Annotated in this window: 19 protein-coding genes; 13 read left to right on the top strand and 6 right to left on the bottom strand. The window is 63.4% G+C overall.

Going from position 1 to position 21,206, the window contains the following annotated elements:
* The first annotated feature begins 4 nt into the window (after positions 1-4).
* Positions 5-1,006 (top strand): protein translocase subunit SecF, encoded by a 1,002-nt coding sequence (gene secF, locus RRF64_RS16450; protein WP_422732640.1) that lies wholly within the window; start codon positions 5-7, stop codon positions 1,004-1,006.
* A 129-nt stretch (positions 1,007-1,135) separates the two neighbouring features.
* On the opposite strand, the gene RRF64_RS16445 is transcribed toward secF, so the two are convergent.
* From RRF64_RS16445 to pyrC, 6 genes are all read right to left on the bottom strand, one after another.
* The gene (locus RRF64_RS16445) at positions 1,136-1,330 is read right to left on the bottom strand and encodes a hypothetical protein (RefSeq protein WP_323847013.1); all 195 of its coding nucleotides are present in this window, start codon (positions 1,328-1,330) and stop codon (positions 1,136-1,138) included.
* Positions 1,331-1,409: 79 nt separating this feature from the next.
* Positions 1,410-3,116, bottom strand: coding sequence for a C4-dicarboxylic acid transporter DauA (dauA, locus tag RRF64_RS16440; RefSeq protein WP_323847012.1), 1,707 nt, complete (start codon positions 3,114-3,116; stop codon positions 1,410-1,412).
* 142 nt (positions 3,117-3,258) lie between these two features.
* The gene (locus RRF64_RS16435; RefSeq protein WP_323847011.1) at positions 3,259-3,459 is read right to left on the bottom strand and encodes a hypothetical protein; all 201 of its coding nucleotides are present in this window, start codon (positions 3,457-3,459) and stop codon (positions 3,259-3,261) included.
* Between the two features lie 203 nt (positions 3,460-3,662).
* Complete coding sequence (locus tag RRF64_RS16430; RefSeq protein ID WP_323847010.1) at positions 3,663-4,676, bottom strand: extracellular catalytic domain type 1 short-chain-length polyhydroxyalkanoate depolymerase; 1,014 nt, start codon at positions 4,674-4,676, stop codon at positions 3,663-3,665.
* A gap of 179 nt (positions 4,677-4,855) precedes the next feature.
* Positions 4,856-5,527 (bottom strand): ribonuclease T, encoded by a 672-nt coding sequence (gene rnt, locus RRF64_RS16425; RefSeq protein WP_323847009.1) that lies wholly within the window; start codon positions 5,525-5,527, stop codon positions 4,856-4,858.
* A gap of 326 nt (positions 5,528-5,853) precedes the next feature.
* The gene (gene pyrC / locus RRF64_RS16420) at positions 5,854-6,885 is read right to left on the bottom strand and encodes a dihydroorotase (protein ID WP_323847008.1); all 1,032 of its coding nucleotides are present in this window, start codon (positions 6,883-6,885) and stop codon (positions 5,854-5,856) included.
* 294 nt (positions 6,886-7,179) lie between these two features.
* On the opposite strand from pyrC, the gene RRF64_RS16415 reads away from it, so the two are divergent.
* From RRF64_RS16415 to RRF64_RS16360, 12 genes are all read left to right on the top strand, one after another.
* Positions 7,180-8,400, top strand: a complete 1,221-nt coding sequence (locus tag RRF64_RS16415; protein ID WP_323847007.1) for an argininosuccinate synthase — start codon at positions 7,180-7,182, stop codon at positions 8,398-8,400.
* A 143-nt stretch (positions 8,401-8,543) separates the two neighbouring features.
* A complete protein-coding gene (gene ccoN, locus RRF64_RS16410) occupies positions 8,544-9,998 on the top strand; it encodes a cytochrome-c oxidase, cbb3-type subunit I (protein ID WP_323847006.1) in 1,455 nt (484 codons plus the stop codon).
* Positions 9,999-10,009: 11 nt separating this feature from the next.
* The gene (gene ccoO, locus RRF64_RS16405) at positions 10,010-10,627 is read left to right on the top strand and encodes a cytochrome-c oxidase, cbb3-type subunit II (protein WP_323847005.1); all 618 of its coding nucleotides are present in this window, start codon (positions 10,010-10,012) and stop codon (positions 10,625-10,627) included.
* 14 nt (positions 10,628-10,641) lie between these two features.
* Positions 10,642-10,905 (top strand): cbb3-type cytochrome oxidase subunit 3, encoded by a 264-nt coding sequence (locus tag RRF64_RS16400; protein WP_323847004.1) that lies wholly within the window; start codon positions 10,642-10,644, stop codon positions 10,903-10,905.
* On the top strand, positions 10,902-11,810 hold the full coding sequence (gene ccoP / locus RRF64_RS16395; protein WP_323847003.1) for a cytochrome-c oxidase, cbb3-type subunit III: 909 nt from the start codon (positions 10,902-10,904) through the stop codon (positions 11,808-11,810). The genes RRF64_RS16400 and ccoP overlap by 4 nt, the downstream gene beginning before the upstream one ends.
* Before the next feature lie 136 nt (positions 11,811-11,946).
* On the top strand, positions 11,947-13,365 hold the full coding sequence (gene ccoG, locus RRF64_RS16390) for a cytochrome c oxidase accessory protein CcoG (RefSeq protein WP_323847002.1): 1,419 nt from the start codon (positions 11,947-11,949) through the stop codon (positions 13,363-13,365).
* Between the two features lie 87 nt (positions 13,366-13,452).
* The gene (locus RRF64_RS16385; protein ID WP_323847001.1) at positions 13,453-14,013 is read left to right on the top strand and encodes a FixH family protein; all 561 of its coding nucleotides are present in this window, start codon (positions 13,453-13,455) and stop codon (positions 14,011-14,013) included.
* Positions 14,010-16,445: a heavy metal translocating P-type ATPase gene (locus RRF64_RS16380; protein ID WP_323847000.1), complete on the top strand. Its 2,436-nt coding sequence runs from the start codon at positions 14,010-14,012 to the stop codon at positions 16,443-16,445. The genes RRF64_RS16385 and RRF64_RS16380 overlap by 4 nt, the downstream gene beginning before the upstream one ends.
* 35 nt (positions 16,446-16,480) lie before the next feature.
* A complete protein-coding gene (gene ccoS / locus RRF64_RS16375) occupies positions 16,481-16,690 on the top strand; it encodes a cbb3-type cytochrome oxidase assembly protein CcoS (protein WP_323846999.1) in 210 nt (69 codons plus the stop codon).
* Positions 16,691-17,404, top strand: coding sequence for a sulfite exporter TauE/SafE family protein (locus RRF64_RS16370; protein WP_323846998.1), 714 nt, complete (start codon positions 16,691-16,693; stop codon positions 17,402-17,404). It abuts the gene before it with no gap.
* A 444-nt stretch (positions 17,405-17,848) separates the two neighbouring features.
* Entirely contained in the window at positions 17,849-19,585 is a 1,737-nt protein-coding gene (locus RRF64_RS16365; RefSeq protein ID WP_422732639.1) for a glycosyl hydrolase family 18 protein, read from the top strand.
* Positions 19,586-19,799: 214 nt separating this feature from the next.
* Positions 19,800-21,170 (top strand): isoprenylcysteine carboxylmethyltransferase family protein, encoded by a 1,371-nt coding sequence (locus RRF64_RS16360; RefSeq protein ID WP_323846997.1) that lies wholly within the window; start codon positions 19,800-19,802, stop codon positions 21,168-21,170.
* Positions 21,171-21,206 lie beyond the last annotated feature (36 nt).

Raw genomic sequence — 21,206 nt, 5'->3', positions numbered from 1 at the left:
GGCCATGAGCGAGACCAAAGTAGAAAACGAACAGATTACCGAGTACATGGGCAAGCGCGTGTTCGACTTCATGCGCTGGCGCAAACTGGCGGCGGCGGTTTCCATCGCCATGGTGGTCGCATCCATCGTCGCGCTGGCGATGAACGGCCTGAAGTTCGGCCTGGACTTCACCGGCGGCACCCAGATTGAAGTCGGTTACGAGACGGCGCCGCGCATCGAGGATGTGCGCAGCCAGTTGGCTGCCGCCGGCTATGAAGGCGCAACCGTGGTGAATTTCGGCTCGGACCACGAGCTGCTGATCAAGCTGCCGCCGGCGGTTACCGAAGCACAGACCCAGGTCAGTGCGCGTGACGAGCAGGCCACACAGTCAATCGGTGACAAGGTAGTGGCGGTACTGGAGCAGGGCAGCGACGGCGACGTGGAGCTGCGCCGTGTGGAAATGGTCGGTCCGCAGATCGGCGAAGAGCTGCGCGACGACGGCGGTCTCGGCATGCTGTTCGCGCTGGCGGTGGTGATGGCCTATGTGGCGCTGCGTTTCCAGTACAAATTCTCAGTCGGCGCGGTGGTGGCCCTGGCACACGATGTGATCATCGTGCTGGGCTTCTTCGCCCTGCTGCAGCTGGACTTCGACCTGACCGTATTGGCGGCGGTACTGGCGGTGATCGGTTACTCACTGAACGACACCATCGTGGTGGCGGACCGCATCCGCGAGAATTTCCGCAAGGTGCGCAAGGCGACCTCCGAAGAGATCATCAATATCTCCATCAGCCAGACCCTCGGCCGTACCTTCATGACCTCGTTCACGACCCTGCTGGTGCTCTGGGCGCTGCAGTTCTTCGGCGGCGAGCTGATCCACAACTTCTCGCTGGCGCTGATCGTCGGTGTCGTGGTCGGTACCTATTCGTCCGTGTACGTGGCCGCGAATGTACTGATGGCGATGCACATCACCAAGGAAGACCTGATGCCGCCGGTAAAGGAAGGGGCGGAACTGGAAGAGATGCCCTGATCTGCCGGGACTGATTAACTGTGTAGGAGCGGCCGTTGGCCGCGATCGATCTGCGCTACTGGCAGGAATCGATCGCGGCCACCGGCGGATGGCCGCCCCGCCGCTCCTACATTCAGATGCGGGAAGAAATCAAGCGCGCGGCTTCTTGCCCAGGGTAATGTGCTTCGGGCCGGAAGTGTTGGTCTGTCCGCTCACTCCCTTGGGCACCTGCTGGATTTCACCACCGTTGGCGAGAAAGGCCTGCACCTGTTCCTCGATGCTCTGGCGGGTTTCTACGGCGGTGGGCTGCTTCTTTTTCGAAGCAGTGGAAGCTTTCTTGGCCACAATATTTATCCGGTTTTCTGCGTGAACCGGCCATTCTACACGAGTCTGGACAAAAAATCACCATGTGGCCACGGGCCGCTCAGGCGGTCGCAGCGCGGTCGATCAGTACGGACTGCAGTACGGTCTGATAGTCCCGCGCAAAACGTATCGGGGTGCTTTTTCCCAGCAAGCCGTAGCGGCGCATCTTGTTGACCAGTTCCGGGCGGACATGGATGAGGTAGAGCACCGTATGGCGCCGCGCCAGGTGATTGGCGATGTCTTCCAGGTTGCTCATCGCTGTTGCGTCCATCAGGCCCACGTCCTTCAGGTCCAGTACCACCGTATGCACATCCCGGTCCACTGATGTGACTATTTTCAGCGCCTTGTGGGCAGCGCCGAAGAACATCGGGCCGTCCAGGTCGTAGAGCACAACGCCTTTCTGCTGCTGGTATTCCGTTTCTTCCCTGGGCTCAACCGTCTTGATCTGGGTGAGTTCGGTCACCCGGCGGATAAACAGCACCGAGGCCAGCGCCAGGCCCCCGGCCACCGCCACCTGCATATCGATAATCACCGTGAGTGCGAAGCAGGTGAGCAGCACCGCCGCGTCCGCGCGCGGCGCCCTGCGCACTATGTGCAGCGCGTGGCGGGCCTCGCTCATATTCCAGGCCACCATCATCAGCACCGCGGCCATGGCCGCCATGGGCACCAGCGATAGCCAGGGCGCCAACAGCAGCATGGCCAGCAGTACGAACAGACCGTGCACTATCGCGGAGACCGGCGTGGTCGCACCGGATCGCACATTGGTCGCCGTGCGCGCAATCGCCGCGGTGACCGGGATACCGCCGAAAAAGGCCACCGCGATATTGCCCATACCCTGGCCGACCAGCTCGCTGTCCGGATCGTGCTGGTGGCCGCTCATGCTGTCCGCCACCACCGCGCACAGCAGGGATTCCAGGGCACCTAACAAAGCGATGGAAAACGCCGGGCCCAGCAGGGCGCGCAGCAGCTCCCAGCTGAGGCCAATGGGCTGGCCATCCGGTCCCGGCAGCTGCCAGGGCAGCAGGAAGTGCGGGGCAATGGGCGGGATGCCATTGCCTTCAACGCCGTTCAGGTCGAAGTGGAAACGCGCGGCGATGGTGTCCACGCCCGGCAGGGCGCCGCTGTGGTTGAAGATCACCCCGGTGATGGTGCCCACCAGCAGCGCCACCAGATAGGCGGGAATGCGGCCGGGGACCTTCTTCCACAGAATCAGTGTGCCGAGGGTGAGGACACCTATGAACAGCTCCTGCCAGCGCAGCGTCGGCAGCGCCGCCGCCAGCCTGCCCAACTGATCGAGGAAATGGCTGGCGCCGGGCTCGGGTTGCAGGCCGAGGAAGTCCTTCAGCTGCAGGAAGGCGATGACCGTGCCGATGCCGGAGGTGAAGCCGACGATCACCGGGTAGGGCATCACCTGGATCAGGCGACCGAACCGGAGCAGCCCGAAGGCCACCGTAATCAGACCGGCCATCAGCCCCGCCAGCAGCAGGCCGCCGAGGCCGAACTGCTGTACCACCGGCAACAGCACCACCACGAAGGCCGCGGTGGGCCCGGAGATATTCACCCGCGAGCCGCCCAGCAGCGCCACCACGATGCCGCCGACGATGGCGGTATAGAGCCCGTGCTGTGGCGGTACTCCGCTGGCGATGGCGAGCCCCATGGACAGCGGCAGCGCCACTATACCCACGGTGATGCCGGCGATAATGTTGCGCGGCAGGCTGCCGGACAGGCTGCCGTCGGCGCGGGACTGGCGCAGGGCGGACGCGAACAAGGGGGACTCCCGAAAGGCTGTGCTGATAAAAGCAAAGACCCGGCAAAATGTCGGGTCTTTTGCTGAGGCGATTATAGCGCCGCGGTCAGCGTCGGGGGAGGGGGCGGCTCGGCAGCGGGAGGCTGTTTGCGCGCGCCAGGTATCAGCCGACCCGGTTAGACAGGCGCCACAGCCAGATACAGAGTGCCAGCAGCACGATAAAGGCGAGGGCGCTGGGCCAGGTGGGCAGGGGCGCGCCGCCTACCAGTACGTCCGGTTGCGCGACCAGTCGCCACAGCTGCCCCAGGGACATCAGGCCGAAAAGCACGCTGGAGAGGCGCAGACCGCCTTTGGGGGAGTTCATAGTTCATCTCCTCGCGAAAAGAAGTTCTCCAATCCCCGCGAATCATAGTGTCGTGCCGGCGCGATTCCCCATGGGCGCACAATACAATTTCTCAGGCGGGCGCATCGGTATCCCGGCGGCTGCCATCCGAACAGAGCTCTGCTGGACCGGTACGGCTGGCATGGTCGTTGAACCAGCAGTATTGAGGGCCGGCGAGTGCCTGTTCACCGAGGCGGAACCTGCCCCCCTTCAATGGCGTTGTCGACACCGACGCTCCCCGGGGTTGGGCTGCGATCCACGCGCCGGTTGTGGTCGCGGAAAAACTGCCCCAGGTATCGTGCGTAATTGATGCCGGCGCCGCTGATGTAGCTGCCACTCGCGTTTTCTCCGCCCGACCAGGAGTGGTCCACGCCGTTCAGCCGCAGCATCGATACGCGGCCGTCCTCCCATAGGGACTCTTCCGCCGTGTAGCCGCCTTCGGTAAGGGTAGTGGTGCCGGGCTGTAGCTCGACCCTGTAGACCCCGGCCATGCCACTTGCATTCTGCTCGTTGTAACAGCGGTTGACGGTATTGTCGGCGCCGCCGTGGGCGATGGAGGCGATCTGGGTGGCGAAATGGCTGGCGTGGCCGCCGGCGTAGGCGCTGCAGCGACTGGCGACGTCGGCCGTTTCGCAGGGGCCGATCGCGCCGCTGGCGCTGGTGCCGATGCTGGGGCCGGCGCTGATACCCATGCCGGCAAACACATCGGGCGCCAGGCAGGCGGTGGTATTGGCGAAGCTGGCGCCTGAAGAAAGGCCGGCAATATAGACCTGGTCCGGATCTATGCCGCGGGCGCTGTCGCCGGACATGCTGTTGGCCAGGCCGATCAGGTTTTTGTAATCGCCGGCGGAGCGCGATTTGGTCCCCTGCCAGTAGGACCAGCAGCCGTAGCCGGCCTTGTTCATTGCCTCCGGCACGGCCACCACCATGCCGAACTCCTCGGCGGCGTCTTCCAGATTGGCGGTGAGGTAGGTGTCGATCGGCTGGACGCAGCCGTGCAGCACGATCAGCAGTGCCTTGCCGTCCCCGATCGGGGAGTGGCTGTCGGGCGTGTAGATGTGGACCTTGTCAAAGCCGCCGATGGCGAGGTTCTGTTGCCAGCCGCCGGCGTGTGCGGCCGCGGCCGCGCTCAGCGCAGCGGCAACGAGCAGGCGGCACAGGGCGCGGGGGGAGCCGGGGATCATCATCGCATTCACCATTGTTGTTATTCCAGGGGGCGGGGGCCAGCCTAGAAGGGCCGGACAGGGGAGGGAATGCGACTTTGGTTGTAGGTGGGGAAGTTTTGTAGGAGCGGCCGTTGGCCGCGATTGATGTCGGGGGTTTGCCGAAAGTCCGATCGCGGCCAACGGCCGCTCCTTCCCCTGTAGGCCCTGGAGGTTCAGTCTTCCCGCTCGGGTTCCGCGGGTACCGCCAGCGGCCAGCCGCCCATCTCCCTCCACTTGTTCACGATCCCGCAAAACAGTTCCGCGGTTTTCTCGGCGTCGTACTCGGCGGAGTGGGCGCTGCTGTTATCAAACTCGATACCGGCGACCTGGCAGGCCTTGGCCAGCACCGTCTGCCCGTAGGCGAGGCCGGCCAGGCTGGCGGTATCGAAACACGAGAAAGGGTGGAAGGGATTGCGCTTGATGCCGCAGCGGTCGACCGCTGCGTTGATGAAGCCGAGGTCGAAGTGGGCGTTGTGGGCCACGACGATGGCGCGGGTGCAGCTGTGTTTCTTCACCGCGCTGCGGACTTTGCGGAAGAGTTCCGGCAGTGCAATTTCCTCCGGCCAGGCTTCCCGCTCCGGAGATTCCAGATCGATGCCGATAAAGTCCAGCGCCGACTGCTCCACGTTGGCGCCCTCGAAGGGCTCCAGGTGGAAGCTGTGGGTCTCCTGCGCAAACAGGTTGCCGCTCTCATCCATATCGAGGATAACGGCGGAGATTTCCAGCAGGGCATCGGTGCGCGCATTGAAACCGCCGCTCTCCAGATCCACCACCACCGGCAGAAAGCCGCGGAATCGCTGGGCGAGGAGGCTTTTCGGTCCTGTGGGTTCTTCCGCGGGGGTCACTCGATATCCTTCTTCAGTCGTATCGGCAATGCGAAGGTGCCGGTACCGGGGGCACTTTGTGAGACTGTCGGCGAGAGGGACCTCGCCGACAAGCCTCCAGGGATGGATCCACGGGGGGGCGCCTAGCCCGTGTCTCACAAAGTGCCCTCGGTACCGGCGCCGCCACTGTGCGCAGACGCGGAGTCCTGTGGCGGCCCCGATGCCGGTGGCCGCTTGCTCAACAGCCTCATCGGTCGGTTTACCGGCCGCAGGCGCTTTTCACAAACGGCCCCCGGCATCGGGGCCTTCGCATCTCAGATTAAATTGTCTTTCGGAACTGTTCTGTTTTAAGTCAGTTTCCAGTTCAGCGTCTCGCCCGCGGCCAGCGGAATCAGCGGTTCGCCGCCCATGTCCAGGCTCTGGGGCAGGGCCCAGGGCTGCTTCACCAGGGTAATCGTGCCCTCGTTGCGCGGCAGGCCGTAGAAGTCCGGGCCGAATTCGCTGGCGAAGCCCTCGAGTTTGTCCAGCTTGCCGGCGCGGTCGAAGGCTTCGGTATAGAGCTCGATGGCGGCGAAGGCGGTATAGCAGCCGGCGCAGCCGCAGGCGGTTTCCTTCTTGCCCTGGCTGTGGGGCGCGGAATCCGTGCCGAGGAAGAATTTCGGGCTGCCACTGGTGGCCGCCTCGACCAGCGCGCTCTGGTGATAGCCGCGCTTCAGGATCGGCAGGCAGTAGTAGTGCGGGCGGATGCCGCCGACCAGCATGTGATTGCGGTTGTACAGCAGGTGGTGCGCGGTGATGGTGGCGCCGACGCCGTCGCGGGCATTCTGCACGAACTCGGCCGCGTGGGCCGTGGTGATATGCTCCAGCACGATTTTCAGGGTCGGGAAGTCCTCCACCAGACGCGACAGGGTCCGCTCGATAAACACCTGCTCGCGGTCGAAGATATCGATATCCGAGTGAGTGACCTCGCCGTGCAGCAGCAGTTTCATACCGCAGGCCTGCATGGCTTCCAGCGCCGGGTAGATATTGGCGATATCGGTAACGCCGGAGTCGGAGTTGGTGGTGGCGCCGGCGGGGTAGAGCTTGGCGGCGATGACGCCGGCCTTGTGCGCCAGTTGGACCACTTCGGCATCGGTCTTGTCGGTGAGGTAGATCACCATCAGCGGCTCGAAGGGGTTCCCCTCGGGAATCTGTTCGCGGATGCGCAGCTGGTAGAAGAGGGCGTCTTCCGCATCCACCACCGGCGGCACCAGGTTCGGCATGACGATGGCGCGGCGGAACTGGCGCGCCGCGTCGCCGACGGTGCGCTCGAGGGCGGCGCCGTCGCGCAGGTGAATGTGCCAGTCGTCGGGGGCGCGAAGGGTGATTTGCTCCGTCATAGTACTTCTAGCAGTCGCTGGTGAGTGGATGTGCGGCGCGCATGCTAACCGATGCTCGGGCAAATTGCGATGCGGCTACTGTTTATAAAATAGTCATATCTGCGCGCGGATTCGCTGGCGCTAGTCGTTCGCGCCCCGAGGCGCTACAATCGCGCCCCGAAAAAGGCAGCGCCGCTGCCAATCCTGGGCACACTTCCAAGAATAACTCCCCCAGACCGACACTATTTTTGTGCGTTGCAGCGCGTCGCGCTATGGCGTTTTTGGGGCGGCTTTTACTCCCAGCAGAGGACAGCAATGAGCAGCATCAACAAGGTGGTACTGGCATATTCCGGCGGTCTGGATACCTCGGTGATTGTGCGATGGTTGCAGGACACCTACGGCTGTGAGGTGGTCACCTTCACCGCCGATATCGGCCAGGGCGAGGAGGTGGCGCCGGCGCGCGCCAAGGCGGAGGCGCTGGGCGTCAAGGAAATCTATATCGACGATCTGCGCGAAGAGTTCGTGCGCGATTTCGTCTTCCCCATGTTCCGCGCCAACACCATCTATGAGGGCGAGTACCTGCTGGGTACTTCCATCGCCCGCCCGCTGATTGCCAAACGCCTGATCGAGATCGCCAACGAGACCGGCGCCGACGCCATTTCCCACGGCGCCACCGGCAAGGGCAACGACCAGGTGCGGTTCGAGCTGGGTGCCTATGCGCTGAAGCCGGGCATCCAGGTGATCGCCCCCTGGCGCGAGTGGGACCTGACCTCCCGCGAGAAGCTGATGCAGTACTGCGAGCAGCACAAGATCCCGGTGGACTTCTCCTCCGGCAAGAAGAAGTCCCCCTATTCGATGGACGCCAACCTGCTGCATATCTCCTACGAGGGCGGTGTGCTCGAGGAGCCCTGGGCGGAGGCCGAGGAGGATATGTGGCGCTGGAGCGTGAGCCCCGAGGCGGCGCCCGACCAGCCCACCTACATCACCCTGACTTTCGAGAACGGCGACCCGGTGGCGATCGACGGCGATCGTATGAGCCCGGCGACCCTGCTGGAGCAGCTGAACAAGCTCGGCGGCGCCAACGGTATCGGCCGCCTCGACATCGTCGAAAACCGCTACGTGGGTATGAAGTCCCGCGGCTGTTACGAGACGCCCGGCGGCACCATCCTGCTGAAGGCGCACCGCGCCATCGAGTCCATCACCCTGGATCGCGAAGTGGCGCACCTGAAGGACGAGCTGATGCCGCGCTACGCCAAGCTGATCTACAACGGCTACTGGTGGTCGCCGGAGCGCCGCATGCTGCAGGCGGCGATCGACGAGTCCCAGCAGGTGGTGAACGGTGAAGTCCGCCTGAAGCTGTACAAGGGCAGCGTCAGCGCCGTGGGTCGCCGCTCTGCCGACAGCCTGTTCGACGAGCGCATCGCCACCTTCGAGGAGGATGCCGGTGCCTATAACCAGAAAGATGCCGAGGGCTTTATCAAGCTGAACGCCCTGCGCCTGCGCATTGCCGCCGGCAAAGGCAGAAAATTGATATAGATCAGCCGCCGCGGGCGAATGATGCGTTTAAATCGTCGCCCGACAGCTGGCGGCGGCTATCGTGAAGGCATAGAGCCGCAACTTTAATTGCGGTTTCGTGCGTTCACTGGAAATGAATTTTAAAAAGCAACGGAAGTAACACAATGACGACAACGGTGGCAAAGACCGGCCCTGTGCCGGACTATGACTACAACATCGTGCGCCAGTTCACCATTATGTCCGTGGTCTGGGGTATTTTCGGCATGGGCATGGGTGTGCTGATCGCCGCGCAGCTGGCCTGGCCGGAACTGAATAATTTCTGGCAGCCGTTCAGTCACTTCGGCCGCCTGCGCCCGCTGCACACCAACGCGGTGATCTTCGCCTTCGGTGGCAGCGTGCTCTTCGCCACCTCCTACTATGTGGTGCAGCGCACCTGTCAGACTCCGCTGTGGGGCGGCTGGATGGTGCCGTTTACCTTCTGGGGCTGGCAGGTCGTCATTGTCGCCGCCGCGATTACCCTGCCGATGGGATATACCTCCACCAAGGAATATGCGGAGCTGCAGTGGCCGATCGATATCCTGATCGCGCTGATCTGGATCGCCTACGCACTGGTGTTCTTCGGCACCATCGCCAAGCGCAGAACGTCGCACATTTACGTCGCCAACTGGTTCTTCGGCGCCTACATCATCACCATCGCCGCGCTGCATATCGTCAACAACCTGGCGGTGCCCTATGCGCCCTTCATGGCCTATTCGCTGTTCTCCGGCACCACCGACGCGATGATCCAGTGGTGGTACGGCCACAACGCGGTGGGTTTCTTCCTGACGGCGGCCTTCCTCGGCATCATGTACTACTTCGTGCCGAAGCAGGCCGGGCGCCCTGTGTACTCCTACCAGCTGTCCATCGTGCACTTCTGGGCGCTGATCTCCATCTACGTCTGGGCCGGCGGTCACCACCTGCACTATTCCGCGCTGCCGGACTGGACCCAGAGCCTGGCGATGATCATGTCCGTGATCCTGCTGGCACCCTCCTGGGGCGGCATGATCAACGGCATCATGACCCTGTCCGGTGCCTGGCACAAACTGCGCACCGATCCGACCCTGCGCTTCCTGGTGGTTTCCCTGTCCTTCTACGGCATGTCCACCTTCGAAGGCCCGATGATGTCCATCAAGACCGTCAACGCGCTGTCGCACAACACCGACTGGACCGTGGGCCACGTGCACTCCGGTGCCCTGGGCTGGGTGGCGATGATCTCCATCGGTGCCCTGTACCACCTGGTGCCGGTGCTGTGGAAGCGCAAGGAAATGTACAGCGTCAAGCTGGTCAATGCGCACTTCTGGCTGGCGACTGTGGGCACCGTGCTGTACATCGCCGCCATGTGGGTCAACGGCATCACCCAGGGCCTGATGTGGCGCGCTTTCAATGCCGACGGCACCCTGACTTACAGCTTCGTGGAGAGCGTGATCGCCAGCCACCCGGGCTATGTCGTGCGCTGGATCGGCGGCAGCTTCTTCCTGATCGGCATGCTGCTGATGGCGTACAACGTGTTCCGCACGATTACCGAGAAGGAAAATGCCGCGCGCGGGGATAACACTGTGCCGATGGCGCAGACGGCTTAGGAGGTCAAACCGTGAAAAATCATGACATAGTAGAAAAGAACGTCGGCATTTTGATCGTCCTGACCTGTGTGGCCATCAGCTTCGGCGCACTGGTGGAAATTGTTCCGCAGTTTTTCGTCAAGGCCAATATCGAGCCGATCGCCGGACTCAAACCGCTGGATCCGGTCGTGCTGGAAGGGCGCGATATCTACATTCGCGAGGGCTGCCACGTGTGCCACACGCAGATGGTGCGCCCGCTGCGCGCGGAAGTGGAGCGCTACGGCCACTATTCCATGTCCCAGGAATTCGTCTACGAGCATCCCTTCCTGTGGGGCTCTAAGCGCACCGGCCCGGACCTGGCGCGCGTGGGCGGCCGCTACTCGGATGAGTGGCACCGCGCCCACCTGTACAACCCGCGCAACGTGGTGCCGGAATCCAATATGCCGTCTTTCCCCTGGCTTTTCGACAATGTCGTAACCGGTGAGCACACCGCGGCCAAGATGCGTGCCCTGCGCGTGGCGGGCGTGCCCTACACCGATGAGGACATCGCCAAGGCGAGCGAGCCTTTCGTTGGCGGCCGCGTAAAAGAGGTCGATGCGCTGGTTGCTTACCTGCAGCAGCTGGGCGTACTTGTTCAGCAGAAACGCTAACGGAGTAGCGGCACTTGGATATCAACACATTGCGGGAAATTGCCGTTGTCCTCGGGGCGCTGGCTTTCCTCGGAGTCTGCTGGTGGGCCTTTTCGCCCAAGCGCAAGAAGCGCTTTGAAGAGGACGCCATGCTGCCGTTTGCCGACGAGGAGAAATCCGAGCGCGCGGCCCGGCTGGCAGGCAGGAAAAAAGACGAATCATCGACAGAAGATACCGGAGTCGCCGAGCGGACGGACGGGCCTTCGGCGGCTAAAAGAAAGGGGCAGGACGAACAATGAGTACATTCTGGGGTGTGTGGGTTACTGTGCTCACTCTGACCAACCTGGCACTGATCATCTGGGTACTGTTTGCCAATCGCAAGGTGGCGGTGAGTGACCAGGATGAGCCTGCGAACAAGACCACCGGTCACGTCTACGACGGCATCGAGGAGTACGACAACCCGCTGCCCAAGTGGTGGTTCATGCTGTTCGTGGCCACGCTGATATTTTCCGGCGTCTACCTGGCCATCTACCCCGGGCTCGGCAACTTCAAGGGGCTCGGCGGCTGGACTTCGGTGGGCGAACTGGAGAAGGATCAATCCAAGGCCGTGGAAAAGTTTGACGAGACGTTTGGCAAGTTCGTGAACATGCCCATCGAGCAGATCGCGGAAAATCGCGAGGCGCTGAAAATGGGCGCGCGGATTTTTGCCAATAACTGCGCCGTCTGCCACGGCGCCGACGGCGGCGGCAACTACGGTTTCCCCAACCTGACCGACAATGACTGGCTCTACGGCGGTACGCCGGAGAAGATCCTCGAAACGCTGCACAATGGCCGTGGGGGCTTGATGCCACCGCAGGGGCCGATCATCGGCGAGGAGGGGGTCAAGAACGTGACCGAATATGTGCTGGCGCTGAACGGTCTCGAGCACAACGCCGAGATGGCGGCGGCGGGGCAGAAGGTTTTCGGCACCGTGTGTATGGCCTGTCACGGCGCGGACGGCAAGGGCAACCAGGCCCTGGGCGCGCCCAACCTGACCGACAATATCTGGCTCTACGGCAGCAGCCGCGAGCAGATCCAGCACACCGTGCGCGGCGGCCGCCAGAACCAGATGCCGGCGCAGAAGGACAAACTGCGGGAGGACAAGATCCGCCTGGTGGCGGCCTATGTTTACAGCCTGTCCCGTCAGGAAGACGAACAACAGTAAACACCGCATGGCGGGGCCCGGCGCTGCCGGGCCAAACAGGGACAGGGCGCTGCAGGGACGAAGAAGAAAAGCCTCATAGTTTGGCCAAACGAATGTACCCGTGCGCAACCGGCGCCTGTGTATCAGTGAGGTTTTTGTGAGTGATTTGATTCCTACCCGCGAAGAGCAGGACGGCAGTGGCGAAGTGCGCTACCGCATGCTCTATGAGTCCGAAGACAAGGTCTACATCCGCCACATTCGCGGCACCTATACCCGTATCCGCAAATATACCGGCCTGCCGCTGCTGCTGGCCTTCTTCTTTATCCCCTGGCTCAACCTCGAGGGGCGCCAGGCGGTGCACTTCGACCTCCCGGCGCGCCAGTTCCATATCCTGTGGACCACCTTCGGTCCCCAGGACGGCTTCCTGCTCGCCTGGCTGCTGATCATCGCGGCCTTCGCCCTGTTTGCCGTGACCACCTGGCTCGGCCGTGTCTGGTGTGGTTTCACCTGTCCGCAGACCGTGTGGACCATGATGTTTATCTGGGCGGAGCGCATCTGTGAGGGCGACCGCAACAAGCGTATGAAACTGGATGCCGCGCCCTGGAGCGCGGAGAAAATCCTGCGCAAGGGCGGCACCCACGCGATCTGGCTGTTTATTTCCGTCGCCACGGCGCTGGCCTTCGTCGGCTACTTCTACGGCATCCGCGACCTGGTGGTGGACCTGGCCAGCTTCGACGCCCATCCGCAGGGCGTTTTCTGGGTGGCCTTCTTTACCTTCGCGACCTATTTCAACGCGGGTTTCATGCGCGAGCAGGTGTGCAAGTACATGTGCCCCTACGCGCGCTTCCAGTCGGTGATGTACGACCAAGATACCCTGGCGGTCTACTACGATGCGAAGCGCGGTGAAACCCGCGGGCCGCGCAAGAAGGGCATCGACTACCGCGCCGAGGGTATGGGGGACTGCATCGACTGCTACTGGTGCGTGCAGGTTTGTCCGGTGGATATCGATATCCGCGACGGTATGCAGTACGAGTGCATCAACTGCGGCCTCTGCGTCGACGCCTGCAACAGCGTGATGGACAAGATGGAATACCCCCGCGGCCTGATTCGCTTTACCTCCGAGGACGAACTGGAAACCGGCAAGACCAACTATCTGCGTCCGCGCCTGTTCGGTTACGCCTTCGTGCTGCTGGCGATGACGGGGCTGTTTGCGCAGCAGTTGCTGACCCGCAGCCCGATCGAAGCGGAAGTACTGCGCGATCGCGGCGCGCGCATGTACCGGGAGTCCCAGGGACTGATTCAGAACGTGTACACGGTAAAGATCAACAATATGGATCAGGTGCCACACACCTTCGATATCCGCGTGGAGGGCGTGGCCGGCTACGACTACTCGGTGCGCAAACCCCGCGAAATTTATCTGCAGCCGGGTGAGATACTGCCGGTGCCCATTCGCGTCAGCGTGCCAAGAGATCAGTTGAAGGCGACCAAGCACGATATTTATATCGTGGTCCAGGCGGTGGATAAGCCCGAGCTGAGTGACCGGCACCAGACGGTTTTTATCGGGCCGAAACAGTAATTAGGGACTCGGCGCTGGAGGCGAAAGGTCTGTGCAGGGCCGTCACCGAGCATATTTGGCAAGGCGCCCGCAATTTTTGGTAGAGAGATGAACGAACAAACCGCAAAACCCTGGTATCGCGAATTCTGGGCCTGGCTGGTGCTGTCACCGCTGATCCTGACGCTGGTCGCCAGCTTCGTGATGGTATCCATCGCCGTGCGCAACGCCGACGATACCGTCAGCGATACCTATTACAAAGACAGCCGCATGTACCACTTCACCGCCGACCAGGATCAGCGCGCTCTGGTGCTGGGTCTGGCAGGCATGGTGCAGTTTGAGTCCGCGGACAACAGCCCTGAGCGCCAGGACAGCAGCGTGGTCCTGGAACTCAGCGGTCTAAACCGGAACGGCAATGGCGAATACCCGCAACAGTTGTTGTTGACCCTGAGTCACCCGGTAGAGGCGGACCTGGACCGCCACATACTGCTCGAACAGGTATCCGCTGGTCGCTATACGGGCAGGGTCCCGGAAAATCTGCAACACCGCTGGTACCTGCGCCTGATGCCTGAACTGAACCCGCAACAGCATCAGCAGGCCGAGTGGCGTCTCAAGGGCGAAATCAATTTTGATCTGGGCCAAGCCGCTCCCTTGAACCCCGCCAGCCGATGACGCGTCCCTCCTGTTTCCACTGCGGCCTGCCCGTGCCCGCGGGCGGTAATCACTCAGTGCTGATTGACGGCGCCGAGCGGCCCATGTGCTGCCCCGGCTGCGAGGCGGTAGCCGGGGCAATCGTCGCCGGTGGGCTGGACAACTTTTACCGCTACCGCGACAGCAACAGCGAGCGCCCCGAGGAGGTGCTGCCCCAGGCGGATCGCTGGGCCGCCTACGACCTGCCGGAGGTGCAACAACAGTATGTGCGCGACTGGAGCGGGGAACGCAGGGTCGCCAGCCTGCTGATCGGCGGCATCAGCTGCGCCGCCTGTGTCTGGTTGATCGAAAAACAATTGGGGCGGCTGGATGGCGTCGACAAGGTTTCGGTGAACGCCAGCACCCAGCGCGCGCAGATCTGCTTCGATTCCGCGACCGTGCAACCCAGCCAGTTGTTTGCCGCGCTGGCGCGCATCGGCTACCGGCCGGCGCCGGCTACCGCGGCCAACAGTGAGGGCATGATTCAGCGCGAGCACCGCGCCGCATTGCGCCGGCTCGGTGTCGCCGGGCTGGGCACCATGCAGGTGATGATGTTCGCCATCGCCCTCTACTTCGGCGCCAGCAGCGGCATCGAGGCGGAGCTGGAGCGCTATCTGCGCTGGGTGTCACTGCTGGTGGCGACGCCGGTGGTGTTCTACGCCGCGCGCCCGTTCTTTGCCGCGGCCCTGCGCAGCCTGCGCGCCCGCCACCTGAGTATGGATGTGCCTGTATCCCTGGCCATCGGGCTCGCCTATGCCGCCAGTTTTTACGCCACGGTGTTTGACACCGGCGAGGTGTATTTCGAATCCATCTCCATGTTCACCTTCTTCCTGCTGCTCGGCCGCACCGTCGAGATGCGCGCGCGCCACCGGGCCGGGCTCGCCAGCGGCGGCCTGGCGCAATTGCTGCCGCTGACTGCGGCGAAACTCGAGGGCGATGCCATCAGGAATGTGCCGGTGGCGGCGCTGGTGAGCGGGGATGTCATATTGCTGCGCCCCGGCGATACGATTGCCGCCGATGGCGAGGTCATCGACGGCGAGAGCGGCGTGGACGAATCCCTGCTCAGCGGCGAGGCGGCCCTGCAACAGAAATCGGCCGGCAGCCAGGTGTTCGCCGGCAGCGTCAACGGCGACTCTATCCTGCAGGTACGCGTGACCGCCGCCGGCCGGGCTACCCGCCTGTCCGCGATAGAGCGACTGGTGGAGCGGGCGCAGCTGGAAAAGCCGCAGCAGGTGGCGCTGGCCGATCGCATCGCCGGCGTCTTCGTGGGCGTGGTCTTGCTGGCCGCGCTGGCGGCCTTCGTCGCCTGGTGGCAGATTGATTCGGGCCGCGCCTTCTGGGTGGCGCTGTCGGTGCTGGTGGTGACCTGTCCCTGCGCGCTGTCCCTGGCCACACCGGCGGCGCTGGCGTCGGCGACCCTGCGCCTGCAGCAATTGGGATTGCTGGTGGCCGGCGGCAATCTGCTGGAAACCCTGCCGCGTATCAGCCGCGTGATATTCGACAAGACCGGCACCCTGACCCGGGGCGAGCCGCGGATTCTGCAGATAGAGCGGTTGCGCGACGGTTGGGGCGAACAGCGGGTAAAAGACGTGGCCGCGGCGCTGGAATGCCAGACCAACCACCCGCTGGCGCGCGCCTTTCGCGCCTGGCGTGGCAATCTCGAGGCCGGCGAGTTGCGCGTGCACACCGGGCGCGGCCTCGAGGGTGTCATCGACGGGCAGCGCTATCGCCTCGGGCGCGCCGATTTTGCCTGGGGCGCAGCTCCGGCCTCGCCGGCGGGCGAAGGGCAGTGGCTGCTGCTGGCGGACACCGCCGGGCCCATCGCCTGGATTGCGCTCGGCGACCGGTTGCGGCCCTCGGCCAAATCCGCGGTGGCCGAGCTGCACGGCCGCGGGCTCGAGGTCGAGCTGTTGAGCGGTGACCAGTCCGCCGAGGTGGCGCGTCTTGCCGGCGCGGCCGGTATCACGCATTTCCGTGCCGGCAGCTCGCCGGAAGACAAGCTCGTGCACCTGCAGCAGTTGCAGCGGCAAGGCGAGCGGGTGCTGATGGTCGGCGACGGTATCAACGATGTGCCCGTGCTGTCGGGGGCCGATGCCTCGGTGGCGATGATGTCCGCCGCCGACCTGGCCCAGTCCCGCGCCGATGCCATTCTGCTGAACGGCGACCTCGGCGTGCTGCCGAGTGCTATTGCCCTGGCGCGCAAGTGCCGGCGCATAGTGCGCCAGAACCTCGCCTGGGCGCTGGGTTACAATGCGCTGGCACTGCCGCTGGCGATCGGCGGGCTGGTGCCGCCCTGGGCGGCGGCCATCGGCATGTCGGCGAGCTCGCTGATCGTGGTCTTGAACGCGTTGCGCCTTTCCCGAACCGCTGTAATGGTGCGCACGGCGCACCCTACTGCTACATCCCCTGCGTAGGGTGCGCCGTGCACACCGAGAAGCCGGAGTTGACCTTGGACAGCCTGTATTTCCTGATACCCATCGCCATTCTGTTTGTCGGCGCCGCCGTCAAGCTGTTCTTCTGGGCGGTGAACAACGGCCAGTACGACGACCTGGACACCGAGGGGCGGCGCATCCTGTTCGACGATGACGAGCCCCGCGAGGACAGGTGCCGGGCCGACCTCAGTGACAATGCGGATGACGATGGGGAAGGGGAGCGCTAGATGGGCGACTGGGGTTTTGTCGCCGCGGCGCTGGCGATCGGCTTTTTCGGCAGCAGCCACTGTATCGGCATGTGCGGTGGCATCGCCGGCGCGCTGGGTATGGCGGTGCCGGGGCAGAAGACCGCCTGGCTGCAGCTGACTTCCTATTCCGCCGGGCGGCTCGGCAGCTATGCGCTGATGGGGGCGATCGCCGGAGCCCTGGGGGCGGCGGCGCTGCCGGCGCTGACGCCGCTGCGCATCGCGGCCGGCCTGATGCTGATCGCCATGGCGCTCTATATCGGCGGCGTCTGGCGCGGCCTGGTGTGGCTGGAGAAGGGCGGTGCCTACCTATGGCGCTACCTGCAGCCGCTGTCGGCGAAACTCCTGCCGGTGCGCACCGCCGGGCAGGCGCTGGCGCTGGGATCTCTGTGGGGCTGGCTGCCCTGCGGGCTGGTTTACAGCGCGCTGACCTTTGCCCTGGCCCAGGGCAGCAGCGGGCGCGCCGCGCTGGCCATGCTGGCCTTCGGCCTCGGCACTGTGCCGGCGATGTTCGCCACTGGCGCCGCCGCCGCCCGGGTGCGCGGTTTCGTACAGCGGCCGGCGGTGCGGTTGTTGTTTGCCGGGGCGATACTACTGTTCGGTTGCTGGACACTCTGGGGCGCGCTCGGACACGGCGGACACGCCGCCCATGACGCGGTGCCGTCTGCGGAAGCCCCGCACCACCACCATCACTGACTGCCCGCCGGCACATTTTTTATTAAATGAATCAATTCGCCGCCAGCTTTTCTGCCCGTCCTGCATCGGCGCAGTTCTTTCCCTTTTTATGTGCGCCTCTTTGCATTTGCCCGCGGATATCGGCTGGCACCAAAAGATAATCGGGGTTATCTTCGGTTTTGTACAAATGACAGCGTTATCATTTTGAAATGACAGCGTTGTCTGCGCGTGTAAAACGCAGTTCGGTGCCGTGAATTTCCGTCAATGCACGGAGGGAAGTCGCCGCAGCGGTCCCAGGGCCGCCAGCGCAACAATTTGTACTCTCGTATCGACACGGCTCGCTGAAGCGGTATCGGAGAAGTACAGCGGTTGTGAGGTCGCGGCGTCGGGTCTCGCGGGGGGTATTTGCGCAAGGATTCGCCGTTGACCTGTTCGGATTCAAGCGACAAATAACGGTGAAAAAACATGAGAATAATGATGCCAATAAAGCTGGCCGCGTTGCTGCTGGTGGGTTGTTTTACGGGGCAGGTGTCGGCCTATGACTGTGGCGGCGTGCCGGTGTACGTGGACGGCTCCTCCTACAGCGGCGGCGATATCGTCCAGAACAATGCGGTGGCCTACAGTTGTGATGTCGGTGGCTGGTGCACCGTCGGCGGCCCCTACGAGCCGGGTGTGGGATGGGCCTGGAGCGAGGCCTGGAGTGATCTGGGCGCCTGCGACGGCGGCAGTGGGTCGTCCTCCGGCGGTTCCTCTTCGGGCGGCTCTTCGTCCAGCAGTTCCTCTTCCGGGGGCTCTGGCTCCGGCGGCTCCTCTTCCGGTGGCGGCGACTGCGGAGATCTGCCGGTCTGGTCCGCGTCGGACGTCTATGTCGGCGGAGATCGCGTCCAGCATCAGAGCGTCGAGTACTCCGCCAAGTGGTGGACCCAGGGCGAAGATCCCAGCCAGTCCGGCGAGTACGGGGTCTGGAACAACGAAGGCGCCTGTGACGGCGGCTCTTCCGGCGGTTCCTCTTCGGGCGGCTCCTCCGGCGGTTCCTCCGGTACCTCCTCTAGCAGCTCCTCGTCCGGCGGCAGCGGCGGTTCTTCCAGCGGCGGTGAGCGCCTGGGTGGTTATTTTGTCCAGTGGGGCGTCTACCAGCGCAACTACCATGTGAAAAATATCGTCACCAGCGGTTCGGCCGAGAAGCTGACGCATATCTACTACGCGTTCGGCAACGTGCAGAACGGCCAGTGCACCATCGGTGATTCCTACGCGGATTACGATCGCTTTTACAGCGCCGCCGAGAGCGTCGACGGTGTGGCCGATACCTGGGATACCGGCGCTCTGCGCGGTTCCTTCAACCAGCTGCGCAAGCTGAAGCAGATGTACCCGCACATCAAGGTGCTCTGGTCCTTCGGCGGCTGGACCTGGTCCGGCGGCTTTGGCCAGGCGGTGCAGAATCCGCAGGCATTTGCGGAGTCCTGCTACAACCTGGTACACGATCCGCGCTGGGACGGTGTTTTCGACGGCATCGATCTGGACTGGGAGTATCCCAACGCCTGCGGGCTGAGCTGCGATTCCAGCGGCTACTCCGCCCTGGCCGACATGATGGCCGCAATGCGCGCGCGCTTTGGCGGCGAGCTGGTCACCGCGGCGATCACCGCGGACGGCAATGTCGGTGGCAAGATGGACCAGGCTGATTACGCCGGCGCCTCCCAGTATGTCGATTTCTACAACGTCATGACCTATGACTTCTTCGGCGCCTTCGACGCGGATGGGCCCACGGCACCGCACTCGGCACTGCACGAGTATGCGGGCATCCCGCTCGCCGGTTTCTATTCGGACAAGGCCGTCCAGGCACTGAAGAACAAGGGCGTTGCCGCCGACAAGATCAACCTGGGGATCGGTTTCTACGGCCGCGGCTGGACCGGGGTTAGCCAGTCGGCCCCCGGTGGTTCCGCCACCGGCGCTGCGGCGGGTACCTATGAGGCCGGCATCGAGGACTACAAGGTGTTGAAGAGCGCCTGCCCGGCCAGTGGCACCGTGGGCGGCACTGCCTATGCACACTGTGGCAACAACTGGTGGAGCTACGACACCCCGTCCACCATCGCCGGCAAGATGCAGTACATCGCCGACCAGAACCTGGGCGGGTCCTTCTTCTGGGAACTGAGCGGCGATACCGGCAATGGCGAATTGATTGAAGCCATGCACAGTAATCAGTAACTTTGGTCTGGACCCGGGAAAGAAACTGAAAACGGGAAGTGAAGGCCCTGCTGCAGGGGGCCTTTTGCGGAACCTTCTGCGGCCATGGATGGCCGCAGAGAGCGTACAGGGACGTATTTACAGCGTGTCCCGCAAAAGGCCACCGGTAGCAGGGCCGCCCCTGAGGTTTTTCTGGATCGGGTCCCGGAAAACCTACTGATTACCTGGCCGTGAAATGAAAAAGAATAATAAGCGGAAGGCGGCGGAGGTTACCGCCTGCCCCGAAGCCCCCACCAGCGTTGCCATCAATCTCACCGCCCTGGCGATTTCCCTGCTGGCGGTGGTGTGGCTGCGCGAGTACGGGCAGCAGCTGCCGTCCCGCACCCTGGGGTTGGTAGTCGTCTGCGCAGCGCTGGCACTGCCGATTATTCTGCTCGAGTGGCTGTTCCTGAAACCCTACCGCAATGCCTCTGCGGGGCTGGATTTTTCCCGGCCGCGCAAGCGGGGAAGTGCGCGCCGCACGGCGGTCAAGCTGCTGGGCTTTTACGCCTGTATCGGTCTGGTGGCCGGGGTCTACTGGCTGTTTCCCGAGTATCGCGGCTCCTTTTACGACAATTATTTCCGGTTGGTGAAAGCGGCATTGCCCTGGTGGCTGCTGCTGGCAATTCCCTATTTTTACTGGCTCGACGGCTACATGCTGAAGCCGCGCGACGGCTACTGGCAGCTGGGCAGCTGGCTGCTCGGGCGCCGCGGTGACATTGACGGCCGCAGTATTGGCCAGCTGCTACTCGGCTGGCTGGTGAAGCTGTTTTTCCTGCCGCTGATGTTTGTCTATCTGGGCAACAACCTGACCGCACTGCTGAATTTTGATTTCGCGCGCCTGGCGGGCAGTTTTCAGGCGGTGTTCGATTTCACCTTCAATTTTCTCTACTACATCGACCTGCTGTTCGTGACGGTCGGCTATGTGTGCACGCTGCGCCTGTTCGATTCCCATATCCGCACCGCGGAACCGAGTTTCCTCGGCTGGGGCGTGGCGCTGCTCAGCTACCAGCCCTTCTGGAGCGCATTTTCCGGCAACTATCTGAAATACGATGAGGGGCCCGCCTGGGGATTCTGGCTCTGGGATACCCCCCTGGCTTACGGCCTGTGGGGCAGTGCGATTCTGCTGTTGATTGCGATCTACGTCTGGGCGAGCGTGCCTTTTGGTATACGGTTTTCCAACCTGACCCATCGCGGCATCCTCACCAACGGCCCCTACAGATTCACCAAGCACCCGGCCTATATCAGCAAGAACCTGTCCTGGTGGATGATCTCGATGCCCTTTATGGTCAGCTCGAGCGCAGACGAGGCGCTGCGCCACTCGCTGCTGTTGCTGCTGGTGAATTTCGTTTACTTCATGCGCGCGCGCACCGAGGAGCGGCACCTGTCCTGGGACCCGGACTATGTCGCCTATGCGCGCTATATCGAGCAGCGCGGCCTGTTCGCCTGCGTCGGCCGCTGGGTTCCGCTGCTGAAATTCCGGGCCGGATGTCTGTTCAATGTCGGCAGCCAGCCCGAAAAGCGGGGCGAGGTGCGCCCGGTGCTGAACGGATTGGCCGCGGAATAGCGCTGGCCCATCCGGTCTCGCTTTATCGGAAAGCGG

It is taken from the genome of Microbulbifer magnicolonia (assembly GCF_035117725.1).
GTDB classification, from domain to species: Bacteria; Pseudomonadota; Gammaproteobacteria; order Pseudomonadales; family Cellvibrionaceae; genus Microbulbifer; species Microbulbifer magnicolonia.
The sequence above is the reverse complement of the archived record's forward strand: the minus strand, read 5'-3'. Positions and strand labels throughout refer to the sequence as shown.